Source organism: Lactobacillus delbrueckii subsp. delbrueckii DSM 20074 = JCM 1012 (genome assembly GCF_001433875.1).
In the GTDB taxonomy this organism is placed as follows: domain Bacteria; phylum Bacillota; class Bacilli; order Lactobacillales; family Lactobacillaceae; genus Lactobacillus; species Lactobacillus delbrueckii.
This window is the reverse complement of sequence record NZ_AZCR01000013.1, coordinates 12,011-34,168: the sequence shown is the minus strand read 5'-3', so window position 1 is coordinate 34,168 and position 22,158 is coordinate 12,011. Positions and strand designations below refer to the sequence as shown.

Genomic DNA, 22,158 nt, shown 5'->3' with positions numbered 1-22,158 from the left:
TGTCGTTATTAACATTGTAAGGGACAACCCTTCTTTTTTTGTTGCCTATTTTCTATTTACACAAGAATTTATACTGAACCGATTTTTTCTAAAAATCGGCAAAAGAAGCTGAGCAAAAGAAAAATGGCGACCTAAGTCACCATTTTCTTCACTCCATCATACTCTTTTTTCCCAGTTTTTTCTTTTCTCTCTGCACTCTACATTCTTCAAATCTCTGTATTTTTATCTCTGCAGTTTGGCAACCAGCTTGTTTGGCAAAACAAAGCTCTGGCTGCCCATGGACATTGGGCCAACTTCACCTTGGTTGAAGACGATAACCACCTGGTTCTTCTTGTTGATGTAGAACTGCTGCTTCTTCTTGATCTGGCTGAAGCCGTCCGGATTGCCATTTTCCTTGAGGAAGTAGCTCTTGTTCTTGTCAGCCTTCATTTCCTGCTTCATCTGCTTAATGATGTTCTGGCTGATGGCCTTTTGGTAGTTGCTGCCGCTCTTGAACAAGTCCCCCAGCTTGACCTGCTTGCCGCTGGCCTTGCTGAAGACGTAGTAGCGTATACTTTCCCCGCTGTCAGCTTGCGTTTGCACGGCTGTCAGCTTGACCACGTACCAGTAGCGGTTGTTAGTCACTTGCTTGATCTTGAACGTCAAAGAACCATAGCCGCCCTTCTTCAGAGATGCCTTGAATTCCTTGGTCAAACGGTCAGTTTCCTGGGCAATTTCCCGGTTGACTGCCTGGCTGCTCTTCTTGGCCTCCTTGGTTGCCGGTCCGGTTACCCCGCTGACAGCAACTTTATCAACAGAAATATCGGCTGAATGCTTGCGGCTTTCATAGTGGTAATCACGGAAGGTCACCAGCTTGAAGTAGTTCCCCACAACTGGCAAGTTCTGCATGGCATTAGCCACCTGCGAACTCGTGTTTGGCAAAGCCACGCTGAAAGCAGCCGCAATAATGATACCTTGACAGCCGACACGGTCATCCCGTTAGCTGCCGCAATATCGCTGATAGCATCCATGTAAAAATACCGCTGAACAAAAATAATTCTTTTTTCTTTTGGCAGGCCTGCCAGAAAATCATTGATGATCTCCGTCAAAGCGCTGCTCTCAATCCCTTCCAGCTCTGCCTGCCCCTGGACCGCGCCGGATAACTCTCCAATCCAGCAAAGTGGTATATTGATCCCCAGCTCGTTTCTGCCGGTTTTGGTCGCGGACCATGTTCAAGGCTCCGTTGCGCGTGACGCGCCCCAGGTAGGCCAAGAGGCTCTGCGGCCGCTTCGGCGGAATCGTGTTCCAGGCTTTCAGCCAAGTATCGTTCAGGCACTCCTCAACGTCCTCCTTATCCCGCAAGATGTTGCGGGCAATCGTTGAGCAGTATACCCCATATTCACTCTGGACTGAAGTGAGCGCATCTTCGCCTCTGGCGAAGAACTGACTGATGATTTCAGTTTCTCTCACTGTCTTTTTCCGTCCTTTTACTTTTTGCTTTTCGAGGCCCTCATCTCCTCTACCCTAATAGACACCTAAGGGAGCTGAAAGGTTACACTTTTGCAAAAAGTTTTTTAGAAAAATTTTCCACGCAAAAAGGAACCCCTCCGCGGAGTTCCTTTAGCACTAGTGCCACTTAACTTCTGGCGTGATCTTGGTCATGCCGTGCATGTATGGACGCAAAGCTTCTGGTACGGTAACCGTGCCGTCTTCGTTTTGGTAGTTTTCCAAAATAGCGGCAACCGTCCGGCCGACGGCCAGGCCTGACCCATTCAAAGTGTGGGGCAGCTTAACCTTGCCGTCTTCGTCACGGTAACGGATTTGTGCCCGGCGGGCCTGGAAGTCAGTACAGTTGGAGCAGGATGAGATTTCCCGGTAAGTGTCCTGGGCTGGCATCCAGACTTCCAAGTCGTAAGTCTTGGCACTGGTGAAGGATGCATCCCCGGTTGACAAGGCTACAACCCGGTATGGCAGACCCAGCTTTTGCAGCAGGTGTTCAGCGTTGTGGGTCAGGTTTTCCAGTTCCTTCCAGGAGTCTTCTGGCTTAACCACCTTGACCATTTCCACCTTGCGGAATTCGTGCATCCGGATCAGGCCCCGGGTGTCGCGGCCAGCTGAACCAGCTTCACTTCTGAAGGCTGGTGACAAGGCAGTCACATTGATTGGCAGTTTCTTGCCATCAATGATGTCACCTCTGAAGTAGTTGACCAAAGGAACTTCAGCAGTTGGAATCAAAGTCAGGTTCCGGGCTACTTCCGGGTCGTCGTTGTCAACAATAGTGTAGACGTCTTCCGTAAACTTCGGGAATTGGCCAGTCCCTTGCATTGAGTCATTGTTGACCAAGGATGGGGTGATGACTTCAGTGTAGCCTTCGCTGGTGTTTTCATCCAGGAAGAAGTTGTAAACTGCCCGTTCCAGCAAAGCGCCGGCACCCTTGTAGTAAACGAAGCGGGCTGCGGAAACCTTGCTTGCCGCATCCCAGTCCAGGATGTTCAGGTCAGTGCCCAGGTCCCAGTGAGCCTTTGGCTGGTAGTCAAACTTGGTTGGTTCGTTCCAGCGGCGGACTTCTTCGTTGTAGCTTTCGTCAGGGCCAATTGGGTCTGAGTCAGCCGGGAAGTTTGGCAAACGGAGCAGGATGTATTCTTGCTTTTCCTGCAATTCGTCAACTTCCTGGTCCAATTCCTTGATCTTGGCGCCGACTTCACGCATGTTGGCGATGGCTTCACTGGCGTCTGCCTTTTCCCGCTTGGCGGCAGCAATCTTCTTTGAAACTTCGTTTCTTTCTGCCCTCAATTTTTCACATTGCACCATAGCTTCCCGGCGCTTGGCGTCGATAGCTACCAGTTCATCCAATTGCTCAGGCTTGATGCCCCGAGTTGCCAACTTTTCCTTGGCCCAGTCAAGATTCTCGCGAATGACCTTAATATCCAGCATATATAACCTCCAAAAAAATAAAAAAACCGGTCCGTCCCAGTCTTGGGACGAATCGGCGCACGGTTCGCGGTACCACCCAGTTTCGGCTCAAAGAGCCGCACTCAGTTGAGCGTTAACGGTGCCCGGCCGTGCAATGATTAGTTGCCCACACTAATGAAATCTGGAAGCGACCGCCGTCCGCTCTCAGCATACACGGACTCTCTGTCGGCAGTCTAGGGATTTCGTGTTTGTCTCTATTCTATGCTATTCGCTCCGTTTTAGCAAATAATACTTGGCTGAAAAATCCAAAAAAGGCGGAATTTGCCGGTAATCGACTTCATACATCTGCCGAAAGCCCAGCTTTTGCAATAAATGCTGGGGCCGCAAATTGTTTGCCCGGCAGCCGGCCCAGATTTCCTTGATCTCCGGATCTTTAAAAGCCTCCCCTAAGAGGCAGTTGATGCTTTCAGTCATGTAGCCCTGCCCCTGGTACTTTTTATCCAGTAAAAAGCCCAGCTCCCGGGACTGGCCATCCCGGGGGTACAGCTCCAGCAGACCGATCGCCTGGCCCTTTTTCAAGCAAATCATGTAACTGGCCGGCCGCTGCTGGTAGGCCAAGGCCCCTTCTTCAGCTTCTGGCAGATTCCGGTAATGGGCAAAGCCTGCCGTCTTCTGGTAATAGGGGTCCTGCCCCCAAGACAAAAGCAGCTCAGCATCTTCCGGCCCGACCGGCCGCAAATATATCCGCTCACTCTCCATCACATCAGCCTCATGATCCAGCGGGCCCCGTAGACCAGGCCCAGGCTGTAGGCCGCGATAGTCCAAGGCTTGCAGAGAACAATAATCCAGAAGTAGGTCCAGGGCTTCATCTCCGTTAAACCCGCTAAAAGGCAGAGCAGGTCATCCGGAGCAACCGGGGCCAGGATGCAGATGGCGAAGAACCAGTTGAACTTCTTTTGGTTCTTAGTCCACTTGGTATACTTCTCCAAGCTCTCTTCTGACACGATGTGCAAGATGAAGGACTTGCCGTAGTAGCGGGCCAGGAAGAAGTTGATCAAGGAGCCGATGACGATCCCGATATAGTTGTAGATAAAACCGGGCCCGGCGCCGAAGAAGACGACCCCGGCCAAAAGGGAGACCCCGCCGGGGATAATCGGGATCACAACCTGGATGATCTGGATCAAGACAAAGATGAAGGGGCCGAGGATCTTTTTGTCAGCCAGATAGGCGCTCATCTTGGCCTGGCTGGTAAAAATCCCCCGCTGGTACCAGTAGATGCAGAGGCCAATGATCACGATGGTTGAAATAATGGTCAGCCGGTTGATCAGCTTGCGGCTTTGTTCGTAACTCATGGTCTTTTCCCCCTAAAAACAATTCCAGGATAATTTTAGCAAAAAGCCTCCGACAGCCCCACCAGTTTGCTTCAAGCTTTACCCAAACTTATCCAAGTTCCTTGCAAAAAAGCCAAAAGACAAGCAGAAATTATTGCTTTGAGTATATAATTAAGTTAAAAGCAAAGATCAGAATTCAAATCAGATCAGAAAGGAAAAATGAGATTATGGTTGTGACTGTTAACAATATTGCTTATGACCTTAAGCACGGTCTCAAGACCGACATCTACTATCCCAACGATACCGACTCACAGACAAAAATCCTCATCTTCTGGCACGGCGGCGGCTGGTTCCGGGGGAGCAAGGAAAACATTAGGGACGTAGCCATCGACCTGGCCAACGCCGGCTTCATGACCTTTGTGCCCGACTACCGGCTGGCTCCAGCGAACCACTTCCCGGCTGCCCACGAGGATGCCCTCAACTTCGCGGCCTGGCTTTTAGCTTCAAACTACACCGACGAAGGCGATGAAAACAATATCGTCCAGATCGGAGCCAGCAGCGGCGGCACCCTGGCTTTGAAGGTGGCCGGCATGTACGGCTTTCCAACCGTCACCTGGTCAGCCCCGGTCGACTTCAGCAGCTGGCTGGCCAACCACCAGGAGGTCAAGCCATCAGTCAATGCTAAAGAAGAACTGGGCTTGACCAAGCAGCAGGCCATCAATGAAGCCTTTTACAAGTACTTCGTCTTGACCTATGCCGGCAGTGAAGACTCCGACCTTTTGGCCGACCTGGACGCTCAGAGCTACGACTACACCAAGTTGGGCCGCCTGCTCATGCTGAATTCCGCGGCTGAACTAACCGACCTGGCCGGCGTTACTGACTTTGCCGGCCGCCTGGCCGGCCGTGGCCACCAGGTTGACCTGGAAATCATCCCCGGCCACGGCCACGCCATGGACTACGGCCGGGAATATCTCCGGGAAAGCATGACCTATCTCAACTATGCCCTCAGTCTGAAAACAAGAAGCGAATAGCCATGATAAACATTGAAAAATTCATCAAAATCCGCAAGTCACTCAAACTCTCCCAAAATGAGCTCTGCAACGGGATCTGCACCCAGTCAACCCTAAGCAAGTTCGAAAACAACGGGCAAATCCCCTCTTTCAAGATCCTCAAGCAGCTCTGCGAGCGGATGAACATCTCTTTATCCGACATCATGCTGACCAGCACGGAAAGTGAAATTGCCCAGAAGCTTTTTTCTGCGGACTTCTACTTTATCACCTACGACTATGACCAGGTCCGCAAGATCCTCAAGCAGGTCAATGAGAAAAAGATCCGCGACAAGCAGGACCTTCTGCACTACAACTACCTCTGCGGGCAGCTGGCCCTGGACGGGGACCACAACGATGTTTCAGCCCTCTTCTATTTCAACAATATCTTGACGACGGACAACCTCAAGGCCGACAACATCTACCGCCTCTTGGCCCTTAAGGGCTGCAGCCAGGTTTACGTCAGCCAGGACATGGACAAGGCCTCTCACTACTTTGACCAGATCCTGGCCCAGATCAAGAAAGTCGAAATTAAGGACAGCCTAAGAGAACTCCAGGTCATGTCCATATTGACGGCAGCCGGTGAATTCTATGGACAAAACGGCCAGTACAAGCAGGCTGACGACCTGCTCAACTACGCCTACGAACTGGCATCGAGCCACCATGTGGTCTACTTTTTAGCCCGGGTCGTTTACCAGCTGGCTCTGGACGACTTGGCCCAGAAGCGGTCCCTAAATACTGCACTGGAGCACTTGCATGACTCCCTGGCCTTCGCCCGCCTGAACAAAAACGAGGTCATCCTCAAAGAAGGCGGCAAGCTCCTTAAAGAACTTGAAGAGAAAGCATACGAAAACGGTCAATCGCGAGATTGACCGTTTATTTTTTTGCCTTAAATAGTGCCGTAGCCAGTCAGCGGCCGGCATGGGCAGTTGTTAAAGTCGTAAGTCTTTAAGAGTTCCAGTTCCTGGTCACCCTTGATAAAAGCAGTTGCCCCTTCAGACAGCATCAAGTTCATGATTGGCTTCTTTTCCGGCTGGTTAGTGAAAGGCACGATGATGACCGGCTTGTTCTGCGCCCGCAAAAAGCCGATTTCAAAGGCGCAGCCGTCATCCAGTTCATCCATGTCGTAGAGGAAGACCCCGCAGTTGGCCATGGACAGGCCGTTGATGTCGTTTTGGTAGGTCTGCTGCTTCCAAAGCAGGCTGCGTTCGTCGCCAAAGCCGACATTCGGGCCTTCAGCCGGGTCGGTTACCTGCTGGTCAAAGGGAAAGTGGACATGTTCAACCGTCGGGTTGGCCGCCAAGTATTCGCGGACCTGCTTGGCCCGGGCTTGATGGTGGTCACGGTGAAAAGATGAACCTAATAAATACGTGCTGTTGCCGTCATGAATCCTCCTAGTGGACGCTTAAATAATCTAACATGGTGTAAATGGCGCGCTTGTTGGCGCTTGGCAAATGCTGGGCCAGAATCTCAGCCGGAGTCTGGTGTAAGTCATTGCCGCTTTCAGCGTAGGCGCCGTCATTGATGACGATTTCGCGGACATTGTCAGCCAAAGGCTCTAAGTGAAACTGCAGGCCGATCACGTTGCCATTGACCAAAAAGCCCTGGTTGGCCAAGAGGTCGCTGGAATAAAGCAGGTGGCTTTCAGCCGGCATTTCAAACATGTCCTAGTGCCAGTGCAGGGCCAGGAGCTTGTCTGGCAAACCGGCAATAGCGTCATTTTGCTTGTAGACCGGAGCCCAGCCGACTTCCTTGTGGGCCGCCGGGTGCACGCTGCTGCCTAAGCAGATGGCAATTTGCTGGGCGCCCAGGCAGATGCCCAGAATCGGCAGGTGTTGCTTGAGGCAGTCCTTGATCAATTGCCGCTCTTCTTCCAGCCAGGGCAGGTCATCGCCCGGACTCATCGGCCCGCCCAAAACGACCAACATGTCAGTTTCATCAGCTTTCGGGAAGATGCCGAAAGTTTCCGGATGGTATACATAGACTTTATTGCCCCGGTCTTCGGCCCAGGACTTGATGGCCCCTGGCCCCTCATTCGGGGTGTGCTGCAAAACGTTGATCCGCATAATCTCGTCCTTTCAATTTTTAAATATTTTACCATGCTCACTGGATTTTTTCATTAAACGGGAAATCTTTACCAAAAGCTTTGAAAAAATTGCCGTTAAAATATTCCTTCAAATAATAAAATTATTTCACCCTTTAGCTATATCAAAAATCAGAAACCGGTTTATACTAGAGAAAGGGATATTTGTGAATCTTGCACTAGATTGGCGGTAAAAGCCGGTCTGATCAACTTTTAATTCGAAAGGATGAAGAAAACAGCTATGGCAAAATACGAATCAGTGAACCCATATACCAATGAAGTCTTCGCCAGCTACGAAAACCCGACTGACCAGCAGATTGAAGAATCTCTGGCCTTAGCCCACGCCCTCTACAAGAAGTGGCGGCATGAAGAGCCAAGCAGCCGGGCAGCCATTTTGAAGGACATCGCGGCCAAGTTCCAGGAAAAGGAAGAAGAAATGGCCAAGACCATGACCCTGGAAATGGGCAAGAAGCTCAGCGAAGCCAAGGAAGAAGTTGAAATCTGCATCGGCATCCTCAACTACTACGCCGACCACGGCCCGGAGCTTTTAAAGCCGGTCGACCTGCCTAACCCATACGGGCGCGCCTACTACTTAAAGCAGGCCACCGGGGTAATCATGGCCTGCGAACCATGGAACTTCCCTCTTTACCAGGTCATCCGGGTCTTTGCTCCGAACTTTGTCGTCGGCAACCCGATGCTGCTCAAGCACGCCCACAATGTACCAAGCTCTGCTGCCCTGGCGGCCAAGATCGTCAAAAGCGGCGGGGCGCCGGAAGGCAGTTTGCTCAACCTCTACCTCAGCTACAGCCAGCTAGACCAGGTCATCGCTGATCCGCGGGTACAAGGTGTCGCCTTGACCGGGTCTGAAAGAGGCGGGGCTTCCGTAGCCGAAAACGCCGGAAAGAACTTGAAGAAGTCCACCATGGAACTGGGCGGCAACGACGCCTTTATCGTCTTGAGCGATGCTGACCCGGCAGTTTTAAAGGCAGCCTTGAGCGACGCCCGCACCTACAACAACGGCCAGGTCTGCACCTCATCCAAGCGGATGATCGTTTTGGCTGACCGCTATGAAGAAGTCCTGGCAGACATGAAGGAGATTTACTCCGGCCTTAAGTGGGGCGACCCGCTGGAAGACTCCACTACCCTGCCGCCGATGAGCTCCCAAGCCGCCAAGGAAAAGCTGGCCAAGCAGGTGGAAGCGGCAGTTGCCGGCGGAGCCAAGGTCTACTACGAGTACCCGGAAATTGATGCTCCAGGCGCCTTCAGCCGGCCAATTATTCTGACCGACATGACTAAGGACAACCCAATGTTTGACCAAGAAATGTTCGGGCCAGTCTGCGTGGTCTACAAGGTTAAAGACGAAGCCGAAGCCATTGCCTTAGCCAACGACTCCAGCTACGGGCTGGGTTCATCCGTCATCTCCAGCGATATCAAGCACGCTGAAGAAGTCGCCAGCCAGATTGAAACCGGGATGACGGTCATCAACGGCCGCTGGATTACTGACGGCAGCCTGCCATTCGGCGGGGTCAAAAAGTCCGGCTACGGCCGCGAACTCAGTCCTTTGGGCCTGGACGCCTTCGTCAATGAACACCTGGTGATCGACTTTACTGACCAAAACCAGCAATAAGCAGATGTAACTCAATCTCTTTCAACTACACTTACCTTTACTTTTTCTTTAATCTTTATTACATTACCTACTTTTTAGTGTTTCTTTTGTACTAGTTTTTGCTGCTTAATTCTTAACTTTTAAGTTTTTATTTTTCACGAATCTCCAAGTAGAAAATACCAAGAAAAGGCCGCTGGTCACTCAGACCAGCAGCCTTTTTGTCTGCAAAAAACTATTCTTCACTATTTTGCCCGGGCTTGACCATTGGCTGGAACATGTTGATACCGGCCAAAACCGTGGTTAGGCAACTGACCAGGATCAAGAGGTAGCCGGAAATGCCGATGGCCACGGCATAGCTCTTCAAGCTGGAAACAGCCTGGCTTAAGTAGCTGGCCGCGCTAGTTGTCTGGGCCAATTGGTAAAAGAGGTAGATCAAGACCAGGCTTTCGACCAGGGACAAGGCAAAGGCCCGGACCCGGGAGACCCGGGTATTCTGGCTGACGGCCAGCATGATGAAGACTGGCAAGAGCAGGAAGATGGCCAGGAAGAGGTAGAGAATCAAGGCGGGAACGATCTTACCCGCCGCGATCTGCCGGTTGGCGACTTCAAAGAAGACGCTGGCCACGGTCAGCTTGCTGCTGGAGGTCACGAAGCCTGTCCCCAGGAAAAGCAGGACCAGGGTGATCAAACTGGTCAAGATGATAGAGAGCTGGATGATGCCGAAGTTCCGGGGCTTCTTGGTCTTCTTTTTCACCTTTTCCACCTTGGCTTCAAATTTCGGGTGGGCCTGAGTGAAGTCTTCACTCTTCTCTTCAATTTCGCTTTCCTTGTCGTCAAAGGCATTGAAGACTTTAGAAGCCCCGTTCCGGATATATTCAGTCAAGTTCCGGTCAGCCGTGTATTCGCCCTGGGAGTCCCGGTGGCCGATCCAGATGAGTAGAGCCATGGAGACGGAAAAAACCGTCCAGCCCAGGGGCCGGGAGAAGCTCATGATGATCAAAAGACCCACGCCGACCAAGAAGGCGATCGTGGTGTTGTCTCTCATCCACTGGAGCATTTTTTCCGCGGTTGGGTTGCCGGTAAAGGCATTCCGTTCCTGCTTTTGCTGGTAGGCGGACCGGCTGAGCTTGTCAACTGCCTCTTTTTCTAAAGACCGGTCAGCTTCTTCCCGCTTAGCTTCTCTTCTTTCAACATTTTCTTCTACTGCTTCTTCCGTAAAGTAGTCGCGGCGGTATTTTTCCACATTGAATCCACAGTTCGGGCAGGCCTTTTCCTGGCCAGTCAGAGCCTGGCCACAGTTGGGACACTTTTTCATAGTAATCGTCCTTTGCTAGTGTTTCTTTTTCCACATTATAACATTTTCCTTCCGGAGACAAAAAAGAACCCGCCAAAGATGACGGGTTCTTAATGCATTATTTAGCTTTCATTTAAGATTTCTTGCCGAAACTGAGGCCCTTCTTGCGGCCTGCCCACTTAGGCCATGGGAAGCCTTCGTAGGTCAGCTTGGTTGAAGCAGACAGGTTGATCGGCATCAGGAAGAGCAGGATGGCCAGACCGATGATGACACCGATGGCCACTTCGATCAAGGTTGGCACGCCTGATGGGATCAAGGCCGCGAAAGTACCACCCAGGATGATGACGGCTGAGATGACAACCGTCCCGATAGCCGTACATGCCTTCAGGATTCTTGCGCTAGGCAAGGCATGCGGATCGCTGTCACGGTAGCGCATCATGACGAAGATGCTGTAGTCGACCCCGAGGGCGATCAACATGATGAAGGTAAAGAACGGCACGTTCCAAGCCAGGGTGCTCCGGCCCATCACGCCGCTGACAACCCAGCGGGTGATTGACAGAGAACTGATGTAGGCCAAAAGTAGAGTCCCCAGGATGTAGATCGGCTGAAGCAGACTCCGGGTGATGAGGATCAAGGCAATGCCGACGCCGATCAGCATGATTGCCATAGTTCTGGTAAAGTCACCGCTGGCCGTGTTCTTGGTGTCTTCGATGGTTGAGCTTTGCCCGCCCATTTCGACTTCAGCCTTGCCCAAGTCGGTCCCCTTGAGGGACTTGCGAGCCATAGCGCTCAAAGCTTGTGAGTGCTCTGCGGCACTTTCAGAACTTGGGTTGCTGTCCAGGATGATGATGATCATGGCACTCTTCTTGTCCGGGCTGAGGAAGACCTTGAGGGACTTCTGCAGGTCGGCGTTGTGCTTCAAGACGTAGCTTGGCACGTAAAAGGTGTCAGAGGCCTCGGACTTGCGCAAGCCGTTCAAGTATGAGCCGGCGGAAACCAGACCGTTGTTGACGGCAGTCAAGCCGCTAGTGATGGCTGGCGTCTTTTCAGCGAGCTTGCTTGCGCCGCTGGAAAGCTGGCTGGTACCGGACTGCAGCTTGTCAGCCCCTTCAGCCAGTTGGCTGGAGCCGTTGACGCCTTTCGCCAGACCGTTTTGCAGTTGGCTGGCACCAGATTGGAGTTGTCCGGCACCGCTGGTCAAGCGGCTTGCGCCGTTAGCAAGTTGAGCCGCGCCGCTTACGCCGCTGGCCAAACCAGTAGCCAGTTGGCCGGCACCGGAGTTAACCTGGCCAGCGCCGGAGTTGACTTGGCTGGCGCCGCTGGCTACAGCAGAAGCAGCAGAGTTGACTTGGTTAGCACCTTGTGAAAGAGCTAAAGCACCAGCCATACCCTCGCTCAATCCACTGTAAAGTGAATTTGAACCTGTGTAAAGCTTGTGAGCACCAGCTGCAAGCGCGTCAACTGCTGACTGCATCTGGCCGATCTTGCTCAAGCCAGACTTAAGGCTCATGATCCCACTGGCTGCTTGGGTGCTCAAAGTGTTTGAGCCAGAAGCAAGTTGGGAAACAGATGCCTGCAATCGTTGCACTTTCGTGCTCAAGTCGGCCGTGGAAGCTGCAGAAGTACTGCTGCCCAGACTGCCGGCGGCACTTTGAATACCGGAAGCGGCACTATTCATGTTGGTTGCGGCAGTACCGGCAGTAGTCAAGCCGCTGCCTGCAGTACCCAAACCACTCTTGGTAGAAGACAGACCACTGTTAAGGGTTTCTAATTCCTTTTGCAGTTCTGCCTTCAAAGTTGGGTCTGAAACCTTGCTGATTGAGCTTGCCAGACTGCCAGCTGCGGCACTTGCAGTTCCCAAGCCAGTACCAGCAGTAGTCAGACCTGACCGTGTATCAGTCAAGCCTTTTTTCAAGTTTGAGACTTGGCCTTGTAAACTTTGCAAGCCACTAACCAGACTGGAGATCTTGGAAGTGTCAATGTTTGGAACGCTGATTTGGCTGACCTTGCTGTTCAAGCTTTGCAAGCCGTTGTTCAAGTCGGTCAAGCCAGATGACAATTGGTCAAGCTTGCTAGTGTCCAATGAACCAGATTCGGCTGACAGTTCACTCTTCAGCTGGTCAAGGCCGGCAACCAAGGTGTTCATGTTGGCCGTCAAGTCCTTGGCACCATTGGTCAAGGTCTGAGTGCCAGTGTACAGGCTGTTTGCACCAGTTGCCAGAGAGCCGGTCCCGTTAGCCAGAGCCTGTGAACCACTGGCCAGGGAGCTGGTCCCGCTCTTCAGCTTCTGGGTACCAGCAGACAAGGTGTTGGCCCCGCTGGACAGCTTTCTAGTGCCGGAGTAAAGGGCGTCTGCCCCAACTGACAGGGTCTTGGTCCCGTTAAAGAGGGTGCCTGCCCCGTCGTAGAGAGCGATTGAACCGTTGTAAAGCTTAACCGTCCCCGTGTACAGGTTCTTGGCCCCGTCACTCAAAGTACCAGTGCCTTCGTCGAGCCGGTCAGCACCGTTAGCCAGTTTCTTTGCCCCGCTGGTCACCTGCTCGCTGCCCTTAGTCAATTTGCCGACACCCTTTTCCAACTTGGCGGTCCCGTCGGTAACTGACTTCAGCTGCTTCTTAACATAGAGCAGCTTAATCTTTTCGTTGTATGGCTCAGTAGCGGACATAACCTTGTCCACGCCTTCAGAATTGCGCAATTTCCGCGTCAATTCGTCGATCAGCTTCAAGTCCTTCTCATTGTCGAGCGTGTGGTCACTCTTGATGTAAAGGTATGACGGCATGGCCATCCCCTCAGAGAAGTGCTTTTGCACCAGGTTCAGCCCTTGCTTGGAAGGTACTGAATCTGAAATTTCCGCCGTGTCGTCGTAGTTTAAAACGTTAGAGTAAGTAACGAAGAATGGTGCAACGACAACCGCTACAGCTGCCAAAAAGACAACTGGCCGCTTCAAAGTAGCGCTGGAAATCCCATGCCACATCTTGCTTGGGTTTTCCCCGGCGACTTCCTTGCTTGGCCAGAACATCTTCTTGCCCAAAGTGGCCATGAAGAAGGGGTTCAAAGTCAAGAGGACGATCAAGAGGACCAGAACGCCGACAGCAACGCCGGCAGCAGACCGGTAAACGGAGAAGTTGGCTAAGCCTAAAGCGGAGAAACCGATCAGAATTGAGGAGCCGGAGTAAAGAATAGTCCGGCCGGCCTTCTTGATCGAGTCCTTCGTGGCTTCAGCCACCCCCAGGCCATTGCCCAGGTCCTCCTTAAAGTGGTTATATAGCAGAATATTGTAGTCGGTCCCGATCCCGAACAAAACAATCACCATGAAGACCTGGGTGAAGTTGGAGAACGGGAAGTTCACCTGGTTGACCAGGTTGGTCACGATTGAGAAGGAAACCAGGAAGGAAACCCCAACCGTCAAAAGTGACACGAGCGGGACAACCGGTGACCGGAAGACGATGATCAACACGATGAAGATGAAAACCACCGTGATCAGTTCCGTCTTCTTGATCCCTTCTCGGATCGAGCTGGTAAAGTCATTGTTGAGGACGTCTGCACCAGTGACGTAGGTTCTTACCCCACTGGTCTTGACAGCCTTGTTGATCTCGTCGTTAACCTGGGAGATGGTCCCGTGGCTCTTGGCGATGTTCATCTGCATGACCCAAGTCGTTCCGTCTTTAGACTTGAGCAGCTTCTTGGTCGCGATGTTGTCTTGCGGCGCCAGGTAGTCCTTGATGCCGTATTTCTTCTGGTTGCTAGTCAAGCGGTCGATTGTGGCTTCGATGTTGCCCTGGTCGGTCTCGGTCAGCTTACCGGATTTCTTGTTGAAAACAACCGCGACTTCATAAGTATTCTTTTTCTTACTGCCCCATTCGTTCTTGATTAGTTTGGCTGCTTCGCTTTCCACGTTGCTTGGCAGGGAGATTTCGCTGTGCGCTCTCGTCAGTGATTCAACGTTTGGCAAGGCAACCAAAGAAATCACCAGAATGAGCACCCAGGCGATCAAAGCGCCGAGATGGTTCTTCAGTAACTTCTTCAATGTCCTTTTTCCTTTCTTCGTCTTTTACAATCAGTCTACTAAACTAGGCATTTGACTGCTGGACGCTGGGCGAAACCAGCCGCCAGATCATTTCGTGATAGTTCTCCTCTGCTTCTCGCGGACTTTCCACCTTTTCCTGGCCATCTATAAACCGGTCCAGGAAGACGTAGCCCAGGACCGCGCCAACCAAGGCGTGCTGGGAAACCACGTGTTCAGTGTCCACCTGCAGCTGGTCCCCTAAGTCCAGGATCTTGACCACCTCTTTAACCACTTCTAAATCATCAGAAAATTCATCCACGTGGTAAAGGAGGGGCGCCAGGGCCTTGTCTTCCAAAAGGCGGTCGCGGACCACGTCAGCAAACTTAAACAATGCTTCGTGACCTGACAAACCAACCAGCTGCTTGAGCAGGTCCTGGTAGAGCAGGCGGATCCGGCTGGCCATGACCAGCGACAGAAGTTGCGAGCGGTTCTTCACGTAATGATAGAGTGACTGGCTACGAACGCCCAGAGCCTTGGCAAGATTTGGCATGGTCGTCTCGCTTAAGCCCCGGCTTTCAATCATTTCCGTGGCTTTGGCCAGGACCTTGTCCAAGTCCAAAGTTCTTTTTTGAGTCATAATTACTACCATTTTCCTTTCAACTGTAGCAATTATACAACTACTAACTGAAGATTTCAATCTACACTCTGTAAATTAATTTCATTTTCTATTGAAAGCGTTCCTAAAATCGCTATCACATATTCGGATGGGAGATGAAAAATGAAAATGAAAATCTGGTGGTTCGCAAACTTTTACTGGTTCAGTTTACAGATTTATCTAAATGTTTTCATGTTCAATTTTCATTACGCTGACGGCAGCAGCATCAATCCTTTCGTAGTAACCTTCCTGCTGCTGGCTATCTGCATTATGGTCGGGGAATTCCAATTCGCCTGGTATATGTGGCTGGCCAAGAAAACTTATAAACCACGTAAACGCAAGAAAACACAAAACGACTCTACTGTCTGGCTGTAGAGTCGTTTTTCATTTCTTCTGTTCAGTTTGCTCCGTCTTTACTTTTCCATGACTTGCTTGACGGCTTGCCCCAAGGAAGCAAAGTCATCAGTCTTGCTAGACCAGGCGCTAACCACGTAATTGTGGCCGTTATTGCTGATCAAGGCGACCTCTAAACTGCCATCAGCATACTGGTAGATGGTCCCCTTGGCCTTGCTGGCCAGCTTGGTCTTCTCTGTCATAGCAGTCAGAACCTGCTGGTTGTAGCTGCCGACCAGCTTGCCCTGGTAGATGGAAACCATGATCTTGGCCAGGTCACTGGCTGTCGTCTTGCCGACCACGGATTTAGAGAAGGTCCCCGTTAGCTTAGTCTGGCTGGCCCCCAGCTGCTTAAGGATCTTGTTGACCTGCTTAGTCCCGATCGTCCGCAAAAGCGCGTTAGCCGCGGTCTTGTTGCCCTTCAGCATCTGCTCGCGCAAGTAGCTTGGCCCATAGCTGATCCCGACCGCGATCGCCATACTTGTCCCGGCCTTGTCAGCCTTGGTAACCTTGATAGTCGTGCTGGCCCCGATCTTGCCGGACTTTTCCTGGGCGTAAAGGGCGATCAAAAGATAGAGGTAAAAAATCTTCTGGTAATCCTGGCCGCTCTTGGTGTTGGTCACTTCCGCGAAATGGCTGCTCTTATTCAAGTCATAAGCCGCCACCTGGTAGCTGACGTCCTGGCCCATAGCCTTCTTAATTGCCTTGACCAGCTGCTTGTCACTGCCCTTGCTGCTCTTGACCTGGTTGTCATATTCAATGGAATTGACATTCGGTTCCTTGTCAGTGGAAGAAATGATCTTTTTGACCTTGCCGGACTTCTTTACCTGCACCACCGTGACTTTCCGCATTTCAGCATCCTTGTTGGTCCTGGTGTACACGACAAAAGCCAGTAGGGAAGCGGTCAAAGCCCCGACTACAATATTGTTCTTCATTAAAGCTCCTTGTTTCTAGCTCTTAATTCCTTTATAAAAGATGGTGCTTACGCATGAAGAAGATCAGCCAGACCATCAAAAGGACGGTGATCAAAGTAATGATTATCCAGTCATAGCTGCCCCCGAGAACCGGCAGCTTCACGTTCATCCCGTAAAAACCAGTCAAAATGGTCGGGATGGTCAAAACGATGGACCAGACCGTCAGGAACTTCATGGTGTCATTCAGGTTGTTGTTCAACATGTTGTTGGAAGTCGATGACAAAGTCTTGGTAACCTGCTGGGAAATCTGCACCATTTCTGAAGACTGGCTGGATTCTATCAAAACGTCGTCCAGCATTTCCTTGGCCGCTTCGGAAAAAGTCAGCCGGGAGTGCTGCAGGCTGCGCAGCATCATCTGGTCAGTCTGAATTGAACTGGACAGGTAGACCAGACTCTTTTCAATATTGGACAACTCCTCCAGGTTCTTATTGTCGATGTCATCGCTCAGCTTGACGTCTAGGTCGTTGCGTTCAGCATCCAGCTGGGTGATGACCCGCTGGAAGTACTGGGAAGCGTGCATCAAAAAAGTCACCAGCAGTTCCGTCACATCCTGGGCGTGTGAGAGCCGGCGCAAAACCTTGGGATCATTGAACTCGTCAAAAACATAGCTGGTCTCAATCGTATGGAAAGAAAAGAGGTTCTTGTCCTGTAGCAAAAAAGTGATTGGCCGGGAAGTGAAGTGCTTGATGGTCGTCGTTGGCCAGACTGGCACGTCATAGACTAGCAGGTGGGTGTCGGTATATTGGTCGTAGTCGTAGTGGGGCCGTTCATGCCGGTCGGAAATGTAGGAAATGATTTCCGGTGTAAAATAAAACTCTGTCTGCAGGCGCCGGCTGTCAGCTTCGTTCAAGCCATTGACGTCATACCAGTTAAAGTCTGTTTCAATTGGAAAAATTTGTTGCTTAATCATTGCTGTCCCCACCTTAATTTTTACTCATTATTCATGATACCATTTTTTGAAATGAAGTTTCTTTAAAAGTAGGAAAAAAGATGCAAATCACAGAAAAATATCTTCCATTTGGAAATTGGCAAACCTACTGCCGGATCGTGGGCGAGGCTACTGACCGCGCCCCGCTCCTCCTTCTCCACGGCGGGCCCGGCATCAGTCACAACTATTTTGAAGTCCTCAACCAAGTCGCTGAAAAAAGCGGCCGCCAGGTCATCATGTATGACCAATTAGGCTTCGGCAACTCCAGCATCCCCGACGACCAGGCGGAAACGGCCTACACGGCCCAAACCTTGGTCAAGGAGCTGGAAAATGTCAGAGAGCAGCTGGGCCTCGACCAGATCCACCTTTTGGGGCAAAGCTGGGACGGGATGCTGGCTTTGATCTACCTGTGCGACTACCAGCCTAAAGGGGTCAAGAGCCTAATCCTCTCCTCCACTTTAGCCTCCGCCAAGCTTTGGAGCCAGGAACTGCACCGCTTAATCAAGTACCTGCCCAAGGGCGAGCAAGCAGCTATCAAGGAAGCTGAAACAACTGGCAACTACGACTCCCCGGCTTACCAGGCGGCCAATACCCACTTCATGGACCAGCACGTCATCAAGCTTACGCCGGACATGCCGGAGCCAGTTTTGCGCAAAAAAAAGAGCGGCAGTCTGGCCTACTTGACCGACTGGGGCCCTAATGAATATACGCCGATTGGCAACCTGCACGGCTATGAGTACACTGACCGCTTAAAGGACCTGGACTTGCCGGCCTTGATTACCAGCGGCACTGACGACTTGTGCACTCCCCTAGTGGCTAAAAGCATGTACGACCACTTGCCAAATGCCCGCTGGGAGCTCTTTGCCGGCTGCGGCCACATGCCTTTTGTCCAGGAAAATGCCAAGTACCAAGAGCTCTTGTCTGACTGGTTAATCAGCCAGGACTAGACCAGAGCCTTCTTTAGCAAAAAATCTGTCTGACGGTCATCGCCAAGAACGAAGACATGCTCGCTAAACCGGGTTAAACCGCGGCTGGCATAGAAGTTCTTGGCGTTTTCGTTGTGCTCCCAAACGCCCAGCCAGAGGACAGACTTGCTCCATTCCCGGCCCTTTTCTTCCGCGAACTCAAAGAGCTGCTTGCCCAGGCCCCGGTGCTGGAAACTTTTCCGCAGGTAGATTCGCTCGATTTCCAGGCCGTTTGGGTCGACCTCTTCGTTTTGGGCGTCGTCAACGTCCAGCTTCAAGTAGCCGGCAACTTCCCCGTCCACCTTCAAGAAGTAAAAGAAGCTGCCCGGAGTTGCTATTTCTCCCCCAAGCTTGTCTTCATTGTAGTTTTCGTCCAAAAACTTGGCCATATCTTCCGGGCTGTTGTCTTTGCCAAAAGTATCCACGAAAGTCTCCCGGCTGATGGCAATCAACTCTGGCAAATCTTTCTCACTAACTTGCACAATTTTTACTTCTGTCATGCTTTGCCTTCTTCTCTTTTTCTGCTTTACAGTTTCTTAGTTAAGGCCAGTCAAGACCCAGGTTCTGAGCAGCATCCCTGCTCTTTCCCAGTCTTCTTCCCGGTAGTCGTGGCCAGCGCCCCGCATTTGCAAAAGTTCGCCTTGCTTCAGCTGCTTGGCCATCATTTCCAGGCTGGCCAAAGGCGCCTGGTCGTCATCGCTGCCGGCAACAATGTAGCTACGGCCCTGGTAGCCCTTGATCTTGTCCCAGTCCTTGATGACTGGTGACATTAAAAAGATCCCCCGGACTGACCGGCCGATTTCACTAGCCGCAACAGCTGCAGCGTTGCCCGCTTCCCCGTAGCCGGCAAAGACGATGTATTCGCTGGCCACCCGGTCATCGTTTCTAAGTTCGTCAAAGGCCAGGTGGTAGCCGCTGATGGCGCTGGCTGCATCTTCTGCTTCAAAGGTGAAGGTCAGGATGCCGGCGTCGTTTAAGTAGCGGCTGAGCCAATAGGCCTGGTCCTTATCGCCGGTCTTAGCCAAAATTACCAAAGGGGTCATCCCTTCGATCGGGTTGACGGCTTCGCCCCAAATTCCCTTTAACTTGCCCTTGGCGCTGATTAAGGTCATCTCTTTTTCCATAAAAAACTCCTTACGATTTCTTACTTTACATTAAAAAACTTACAACATTCCTATTGTACTATTTTTTGCAGGAAATTAGAGCCGGTACTTGTAAATCGAGTTGTTGAGATTGTCCTTGACCAGCTGGTCAAAAATTTCCTTGCCCTTGGCCGTAATCGCCGCGGCAATTTGATCATTGGCTTCCGTCAAAGACCCGGCGGTTGCTGGCTTCGCTTTCCGCTGAACTCATGGCCACGTTGTAGCTGTTGATCCCCTACTCGTCAAAGCGGCCGTAGTCTTCTACGGCGCCGCGGACGGCGGCGAAGCCGCAGCCTTCTCCCTTTAAGGGAATTTCAACGCCAGTTCCTTTGGAGACAAAGAGCTCATCATAATTTTTAGCTGGATAATAAACAAAGCACTTTTCGTTAAAGCCCTGGTCGTAGTCTTCATCTCTGGCCACGATTGTGGACCCGTCAAGGCTGGCCTTCTTGGCCCACCAGCATAGTTGTACAGTTGTCGCGCATTTTTCTTCCTATTTGCTGACCTGCATGCTGCGGTCGATCTTTGCCCGGCCGGTTTCGTAGTCAAACTGGTAGCCCGGCTGCACATTGTAGATATAAACGTTGAAATCCAGGCTGCCGTCGGTGGAAACCGCCTGGAGGTTGATCCCCCGGGCCATGAGTTCCCGGCCTCTGAAAATTGGCGTTGCCTGGTAGATGACCTTCTTCCCGCTTCTTAAAGCTGACCGAACCTTGCTTTCAAAAATCGGCTGGATCTTCTGGTTAGAAAAGGCTGACTGGGTAAAGAGGTTCTTGGGGTTGTTCTGGTCACCGGACTGGTTCTTGGGGTTGTAGTTGCCGTCCTGGTCGATGCCGGCGGAAACTGAGTAGGCGATCAGGTGGCCCCGGTTGTAGATCTGGGTCCCGTTTTGCCGGTTGGAGTGCCAGCCGGTTGGCTGGACGTACTGCCTGACTCTTAAAGAGTCGTTAGCCACGTTCCGCTTCTCCAAAAAGGCGGTGTTGGATCTGGAAGTCCGGTTCTGGCTATCCAGGTTGGAGTAAATGACCCGGTTGACCTTCCAGGCGCTTTTCACCAAGGTGGAGTGGTTATTGTTAACATAGTGCCAGCCCTTGCCTCCGGATTTAAAAGTTTCCTGGGCTAATTTCTGGTAGTCGCTCTTGGCTAATCCCCCGTAGACGGTTTTAGCCGTTTGGGCCGAGCTGACCGCACTTGATGAAGTACTGGTATTTGAACTGGAACTAGTTAAATTTCCCTGGCCGCCCTTGGTGTAGACGCCCCAAATGATTGCCGCCGCGGCGATAGCGACCGACAGCAGGCTGGTATTTTGACGCTTCTTGCGCCTGCGTTTTTTTGCCATTTCTTTTCCTCGCTTTTTAAACTAAAACTATTTTAGAGGATTTTTCCCGAAAACCAAAAGATTTAAACTATAATTGAAAGAAAAAGCAAGCAATACTTATCTAATAGAAAGGCAAAGGAAAAAATTATGGAAGAATTCAAGCTAAATGACGGAAACCAGATTCCAAAGATCGGCTTTGGCACATACAAGATCAAGGGCTACCAAGGGGCCCGGGCCATCAGCCAGGCGATTGAAAATGGCTACCGGCTCCTGGACTCAGCCGCCCGCTATGAAAACGAAGGGGCCCTGGGCAAGGCAATCAGAAGCAGCTCTGTTGCCAGAAGCCAGCTCTTTGTGACCTCAAAACTGCCGGGAGCCCACCACGAATACAAGGCCGCGATCAACGAACTGGAAGAAGGACTTTTAAGAAGCGGCTTGGACTATTTTGACCTCTACCTGATCCACTGGCCAAATCCTTTGGAAAACCACTACGTAGAAGCCTGGCAGGCCTTGATCGACGCGCAAAGATTTGGCTTGGTCCGGTCGATTGGGGTGTCGAATTTTGAACCAGGGCATATCGACCGCTTGATCGAGGAAACCGGGGTTACGCCAGCCGTCAACCAGGTTGAGCTGCATCCCTACTGGTCCAGCCGAGCCGTCCGGGCTTATAACGATGAGCATGGAATCGTTACGGAAGCCTGGAGTCCGCTCATGCGGGCCGGGGAAGTTTTCCAGGAAGATTTGATTCAAAAGCTGGCCGCCAAGTACGGCAAGAGCCCGGCTCAAGTAATTTTGCGCTGGGAAGTCCAACTGGGGGTAGTGCCAATTCCAAAGGCTTCCTCCAGCCAGCACCAGTTGAGCAACCTGGACATTTTTGACTTCAGCTTAACTGAAGAAGAAGTGACCGCCTTGACGGACTTGGACAAGGCAGATGGTCGCCGGCCCGACCGCGACCCTAACCAGCACCAGGAATTTTAAGCAGTGGAAATAAGCAAGAAATAATCTGATTTTTCAAAAAAGCCAAGTCCAATATGTCACATAGCCTCCCCCTACAGGAAGCGGTATCATATATACAGAATATAGCTTTTTAAACTTGGGGGCACCATGATGACAAAAACAGAAAAACTTTTTCAATGATAATCAAGACCGTCAACTGCTTGATGTTCCTGGCCGAAGCAGTTTTAATCTGCTTCATGGGCGCGGAACTGGTCGGCTTTCAAACAAAAGCCAAAGATCTGACCATTGGCTGGTCACTAATCATTGCTTCCGTTGCCCTCGTATTGGCGGCCATCCTAATCTGGACAAGCAAGTTTTCCGTCCTCTTCTGGATCACCGAAGTTGCCTTGAGCCCTACATCAGGCCAATCGTGGTCGTGGCCATCGACCTGGCTTATCTCTTGCTTTTAATCTTCTATTACGACTTCTTCAATCTCTCCTACTAATGAAAAAGTAAAAGGCAAAATTTCCGGCAATAACAAAACTGAGCTCACATTAATATGAGCTCAGTTTTTTCTATATTCAGCTAA

The 22,158-nt window shown here is 51.4% G+C and carries 21 protein-coding genes and 2 pseudogenes; 7 read left to right on the top strand and 16 right to left on the bottom strand.

Annotated elements, in window-relative coordinates:
- Nucleotides 1–222 precede the first annotated feature (222 nt).
- The 5 genes and pseudogenes from FD23_RS03565 to FD23_RS03545 form a co-directional block, all read right to left on the bottom strand.
- Nucleotides 223–954: pseudogene (locus FD23_RS03565) on the bottom strand (RsiV family protein); the annotation flags it as partial.
- 144 nt (nucleotides 955–1,098) lie between these two features.
- Complete coding sequence (locus tag FD23_RS03560) at nucleotides 1,099–1,449, bottom strand: RNA polymerase sigma factor (RefSeq protein WP_230844899.1); 351 nt, start codon at nucleotides 1,447–1,449, stop codon at nucleotides 1,099–1,101.
- Between the two features lie 156 nt (nucleotides 1,450–1,605).
- Nucleotides 1,606–2,913, bottom strand: coding sequence for a serine--tRNA ligase (gene serS / locus FD23_RS03555; RefSeq protein ID WP_025895596.1), 1,308 nt, complete (start codon nucleotides 2,911–2,913; stop codon nucleotides 1,606–1,608).
- Nucleotides 2,914–3,156: 243 nt separating this feature from the next.
- Nucleotides 3,157–3,651 carry a GNAT family N-acetyltransferase gene (locus tag FD23_RS03550; protein ID WP_025895595.1) on the bottom strand — a complete coding sequence of 165 codons (495 nt, stop codon included), beginning with the start codon at nucleotides 3,649–3,651 and terminating at the stop codon, nucleotides 3,157–3,159.
- Entirely contained in the window at nucleotides 3,651–4,244 is a 594-nt protein-coding gene (locus tag FD23_RS03545; protein ID WP_025895594.1) for a TVP38/TMEM64 family protein, read from the bottom strand. Before FD23_RS03545 ends, FD23_RS03550 begins: the two co-directional genes overlap by 1 nt.
- Before the next feature lie 206 nt (nucleotides 4,245–4,450).
- On the opposite strand from FD23_RS03545, the gene FD23_RS03540 reads away from it, so the two are divergent.
- Together FD23_RS03540 and FD23_RS03535 are read left to right on the top strand one after the other, a co-directional pair.
- Nucleotides 4,451–5,254 (top strand): alpha/beta hydrolase, encoded by an 804-nt coding sequence (locus FD23_RS03540; protein WP_013440121.1) that lies wholly within the window; start codon nucleotides 4,451–4,453, stop codon nucleotides 5,252–5,254.
- Nucleotides 5,255–5,256: 2 nt separating this feature from the next.
- Nucleotides 5,257–6,141 (top strand): helix-turn-helix domain-containing protein, encoded by an 885-nt coding sequence (locus FD23_RS03535; protein WP_025895593.1) that lies wholly within the window; start codon nucleotides 5,257–5,259, stop codon nucleotides 6,139–6,141.
- A 17-nt stretch (nucleotides 6,142–6,158) separates the two neighbouring features.
- On the opposite strand, the gene FD23_RS03530 is transcribed toward FD23_RS03535, so the two are convergent.
- Together FD23_RS03530 and FD23_RS03525 are read right to left on the bottom strand one after the other, a co-directional pair.
- Nucleotides 6,159–6,659: a nucleoside 2-deoxyribosyltransferase gene (locus tag FD23_RS03530; RefSeq protein WP_044880493.1), complete on the bottom strand. Its 501-nt coding sequence runs from the start codon at nucleotides 6,657–6,659 to the stop codon at nucleotides 6,159–6,161.
- 4 nt (nucleotides 6,660–6,663) lie between these two features.
- Nucleotides 6,664–7,335: pseudogene (locus tag FD23_RS03525) on the bottom strand (type 1 glutamine amidotransferase).
- 258 nt (nucleotides 7,336–7,593) lie between these two features.
- On the opposite strand from FD23_RS03525, the gene FD23_RS03520 reads away from it, so the two are divergent.
- Entirely contained in the window at nucleotides 7,594–8,979 is a 1,386-nt protein-coding gene (locus FD23_RS03520; protein ID WP_052933760.1) for an NAD-dependent succinate-semialdehyde dehydrogenase, read from the top strand.
- A gap of 211 nt (nucleotides 8,980–9,190) precedes the next feature.
- Here FD23_RS03520 and FD23_RS03515 read toward each other — a convergent pair whose 3' ends face one another.
- The 3 genes from FD23_RS03515 to FD23_RS03505 all read right to left on the bottom strand — a co-directional run bounded on the left by FD23_RS03515 (nucleotide 9,191) and on the right by FD23_RS03505 (nucleotide 14,895).
- A complete protein-coding gene (locus tag FD23_RS03515; RefSeq protein ID WP_025895591.1) occupies nucleotides 9,191–10,273 on the bottom strand; it encodes a membrane protein in 1,083 nt (360 codons plus the stop codon).
- A 112-nt stretch (nucleotides 10,274–10,385) separates the two neighbouring features.
- Nucleotides 10,386–14,279 carry an MMPL family transporter gene (locus tag FD23_RS03510; protein WP_052933761.1) on the bottom strand — a complete coding sequence of 1,298 codons (3,894 nt, stop codon included), beginning with the start codon at nucleotides 14,277–14,279 and terminating at the stop codon, nucleotides 10,386–10,388.
- A gap of 43 nt (nucleotides 14,280–14,322) precedes the next feature.
- Nucleotides 14,323–14,895 (bottom strand): TetR/AcrR family transcriptional regulator, encoded by a 573-nt coding sequence (locus FD23_RS03505; RefSeq protein WP_025895590.1) that lies wholly within the window; start codon nucleotides 14,893–14,895, stop codon nucleotides 14,323–14,325.
- A gap of 210 nt (nucleotides 14,896–15,105) precedes the next feature.
- Between FD23_RS03505 and FD23_RS03500 the strand changes: the two genes are divergently transcribed.
- A complete protein-coding gene (locus FD23_RS03500) occupies nucleotides 15,106–15,288 on the top strand; it encodes a hypothetical protein (protein WP_231129708.1) in 183 nt (60 codons plus the stop codon).
- A 38-nt stretch (nucleotides 15,289–15,326) separates the two neighbouring features.
- Here FD23_RS03500 and FD23_RS03495 read toward each other — a convergent pair whose 3' ends face one another.
- Nucleotides 15,327–16,241 carry a serine hydrolase gene (locus FD23_RS03495; protein ID WP_025895588.1) on the bottom strand — a complete coding sequence of 305 codons (915 nt, stop codon included), beginning with the start codon at nucleotides 16,239–16,241 and terminating at the stop codon, nucleotides 15,327–15,329.
- Between the two features lie 31 nt (nucleotides 16,242–16,272).
- Complete coding sequence (locus tag FD23_RS03490) at nucleotides 16,273–17,190, bottom strand: magnesium transporter CorA family protein (protein WP_025895587.1); 918 nt, start codon at nucleotides 17,188–17,190, stop codon at nucleotides 16,273–16,275.
- Between the two features lie 80 nt (nucleotides 17,191–17,270).
- Here FD23_RS03490 and pepI point away from each other — a divergent pair, with 80 nt between their 5' ends.
- Entirely contained in the window at nucleotides 17,271–18,155 is an 885-nt protein-coding gene (pepI, locus tag FD23_RS03485) for a proline iminopeptidase (protein WP_052933762.1), read from the top strand.
- On the opposite strand, the gene FD23_RS03480 is transcribed toward pepI, so the two are convergent.
- From FD23_RS03480 to FD23_RS03465, 4 genes are all read right to left on the bottom strand, one after another.
- Nucleotides 18,152–18,673 (bottom strand): GNAT family N-acetyltransferase, encoded by a 522-nt coding sequence (locus tag FD23_RS03480; RefSeq protein ID WP_025895586.1) that lies wholly within the window; start codon nucleotides 18,671–18,673, stop codon nucleotides 18,152–18,154. The genes pepI and FD23_RS03480 overlap by 4 nt on opposite strands.
- Nucleotides 18,674–18,709: 36 nt before the next feature.
- The gene (locus FD23_RS03475) at nucleotides 18,710–19,297 is read right to left on the bottom strand and encodes an alpha/beta fold hydrolase (protein ID WP_003612114.1); all 588 of its coding nucleotides are present in this window, start codon (nucleotides 19,295–19,297) and stop codon (nucleotides 18,710–18,712) included.
- Nucleotides 19,298–19,550: 253 nt separating this feature from the next.
- Nucleotides 19,551–19,736, bottom strand: coding sequence for a hypothetical protein (locus tag FD23_RS03470; RefSeq protein WP_230844901.1), 186 nt, complete (start codon nucleotides 19,734–19,736; stop codon nucleotides 19,551–19,553).
- Nucleotides 19,737–19,808: 72 nt separating this feature from the next.
- Entirely contained in the window at nucleotides 19,809–20,654 is an 846-nt protein-coding gene (locus tag FD23_RS03465; protein ID WP_025895585.1) for a DNA/RNA non-specific endonuclease, read from the bottom strand.
- A 126-nt stretch (nucleotides 20,655–20,780) separates the two neighbouring features.
- Between FD23_RS03465 and FD23_RS03460 the strand changes: the two genes are divergently transcribed.
- Entirely contained in the window at nucleotides 20,781–21,611 is an 831-nt protein-coding gene (locus FD23_RS03460) for an aldo/keto reductase (RefSeq protein WP_025895584.1), read from the top strand.
- A gap of 155 nt (nucleotides 21,612–21,766) precedes the next feature.
- Nucleotides 21,767–22,039, top strand: a complete 273-nt coding sequence (locus FD23_RS03455; protein ID WP_230844902.1) for a hypothetical protein — start codon at nucleotides 21,767–21,769, stop codon at nucleotides 22,037–22,039.
- Nucleotides 22,040–22,158 lie beyond the last annotated feature (119 nt).

What these genes read in the sequence shown, in the direction of transcription:
- serS (WP_025895596.1), bottom strand. Translation starts at nt 2,913, where the DNA reads ATGCTGGATATTAAGGTCATTCGCGAGAATCTTGACTGGGCCAAGGAA.
- FD23_RS03550 (WP_025895595.1), bottom strand. Translation starts at nt 3,651, where the DNA reads ATGGAGAGTGAGCGGATATATTTGCGGCCGGTCGGGCCGGAAGATGCT.
- FD23_RS03545 (WP_025895594.1), bottom strand. Translation starts at nt 4,244, where the DNA reads ATGAGTTACGAACAAAGCCGCAAGCTGATCAACCGGCTGACCATTATT.
- FD23_RS03540 (WP_013440121.1), top strand. Translation starts at nt 4,451, where the DNA reads ATGGTTGTGACTGTTAACAATATTGCTTATGACCTTAAGCACGGTCTC.
- FD23_RS03535 (WP_025895593.1), top strand. Translation starts at nt 5,257, where the DNA reads ATGATAAACATTGAAAAATTCATCAAAATCCGCAAGTCACTCAAACTC.
- FD23_RS03520 (WP_052933760.1), top strand. Translation starts at nt 7,594, where the DNA reads ATGGCAAAATACGAATCAGTGAACCCATATACCAATGAAGTCTTCGCC.
- FD23_RS03515 (WP_025895591.1), bottom strand. Translation starts at nt 10,273, where the DNA reads ATGAAAAAGTGTCCCAACTGTGGCCAGGCTCTGACTGGCCAGGAAAAG.
- FD23_RS03505 (WP_025895590.1), bottom strand. Translation starts at nt 14,895, where the DNA reads ATGACTCAAAAAAGAACTTTGGACTTGGACAAGGTCCTGGCCAAAGCC.
- FD23_RS03500 (WP_231129708.1), top strand. Translation starts at nt 15,106, where the DNA reads ATGTTCAATTTTCATTACGCTGACGGCAGCAGCATCAATCCTTTCGTA.
- FD23_RS03495 (WP_025895588.1), bottom strand. Translation starts at nt 16,241, where the DNA reads ATGAAGAACAATATTGTAGTCGGGGCTTTGACCGCTTCCCTACTGGCT.
- FD23_RS03490 (WP_025895587.1), bottom strand. Translation starts at nt 17,190, where the DNA reads ATGATTAAGCAACAAATTTTTCCAATTGAAACAGACTTTAACTGGTAT.
- pepI (WP_052933762.1), top strand. Translation starts at nt 17,271, where the DNA reads ATGCAAATCACAGAAAAATATCTTCCATTTGGAAATTGGCAAACCTAC.
- FD23_RS03480 (WP_025895586.1), bottom strand. Translation starts at nt 18,673, where the DNA reads ATGACAGAAGTAAAAATTGTGCAAGTTAGTGAGAAAGATTTGCCAGAG.
- FD23_RS03475 (WP_003612114.1), bottom strand. Translation starts at nt 19,297, where the DNA reads ATGGAAAAAGAGATGACCTTAATCAGCGCCAAGGGCAAGTTAAAGGGA.
- FD23_RS03465 (WP_025895585.1), bottom strand. Translation starts at nt 20,654, where the DNA reads ATGGCAAAAAAACGCAGGCGCAAGAAGCGTCAAAATACCAGCCTGCTG.
- FD23_RS03460 (WP_025895584.1), top strand. Translation starts at nt 20,781, where the DNA reads ATGGAAGAATTCAAGCTAAATGACGGAAACCAGATTCCAAAGATCGGC.
- FD23_RS03455 (WP_230844902.1), top strand. Translation starts at nt 21,767, where the DNA reads ATGATAATCAAGACCGTCAACTGCTTGATGTTCCTGGCCGAAGCAGTT.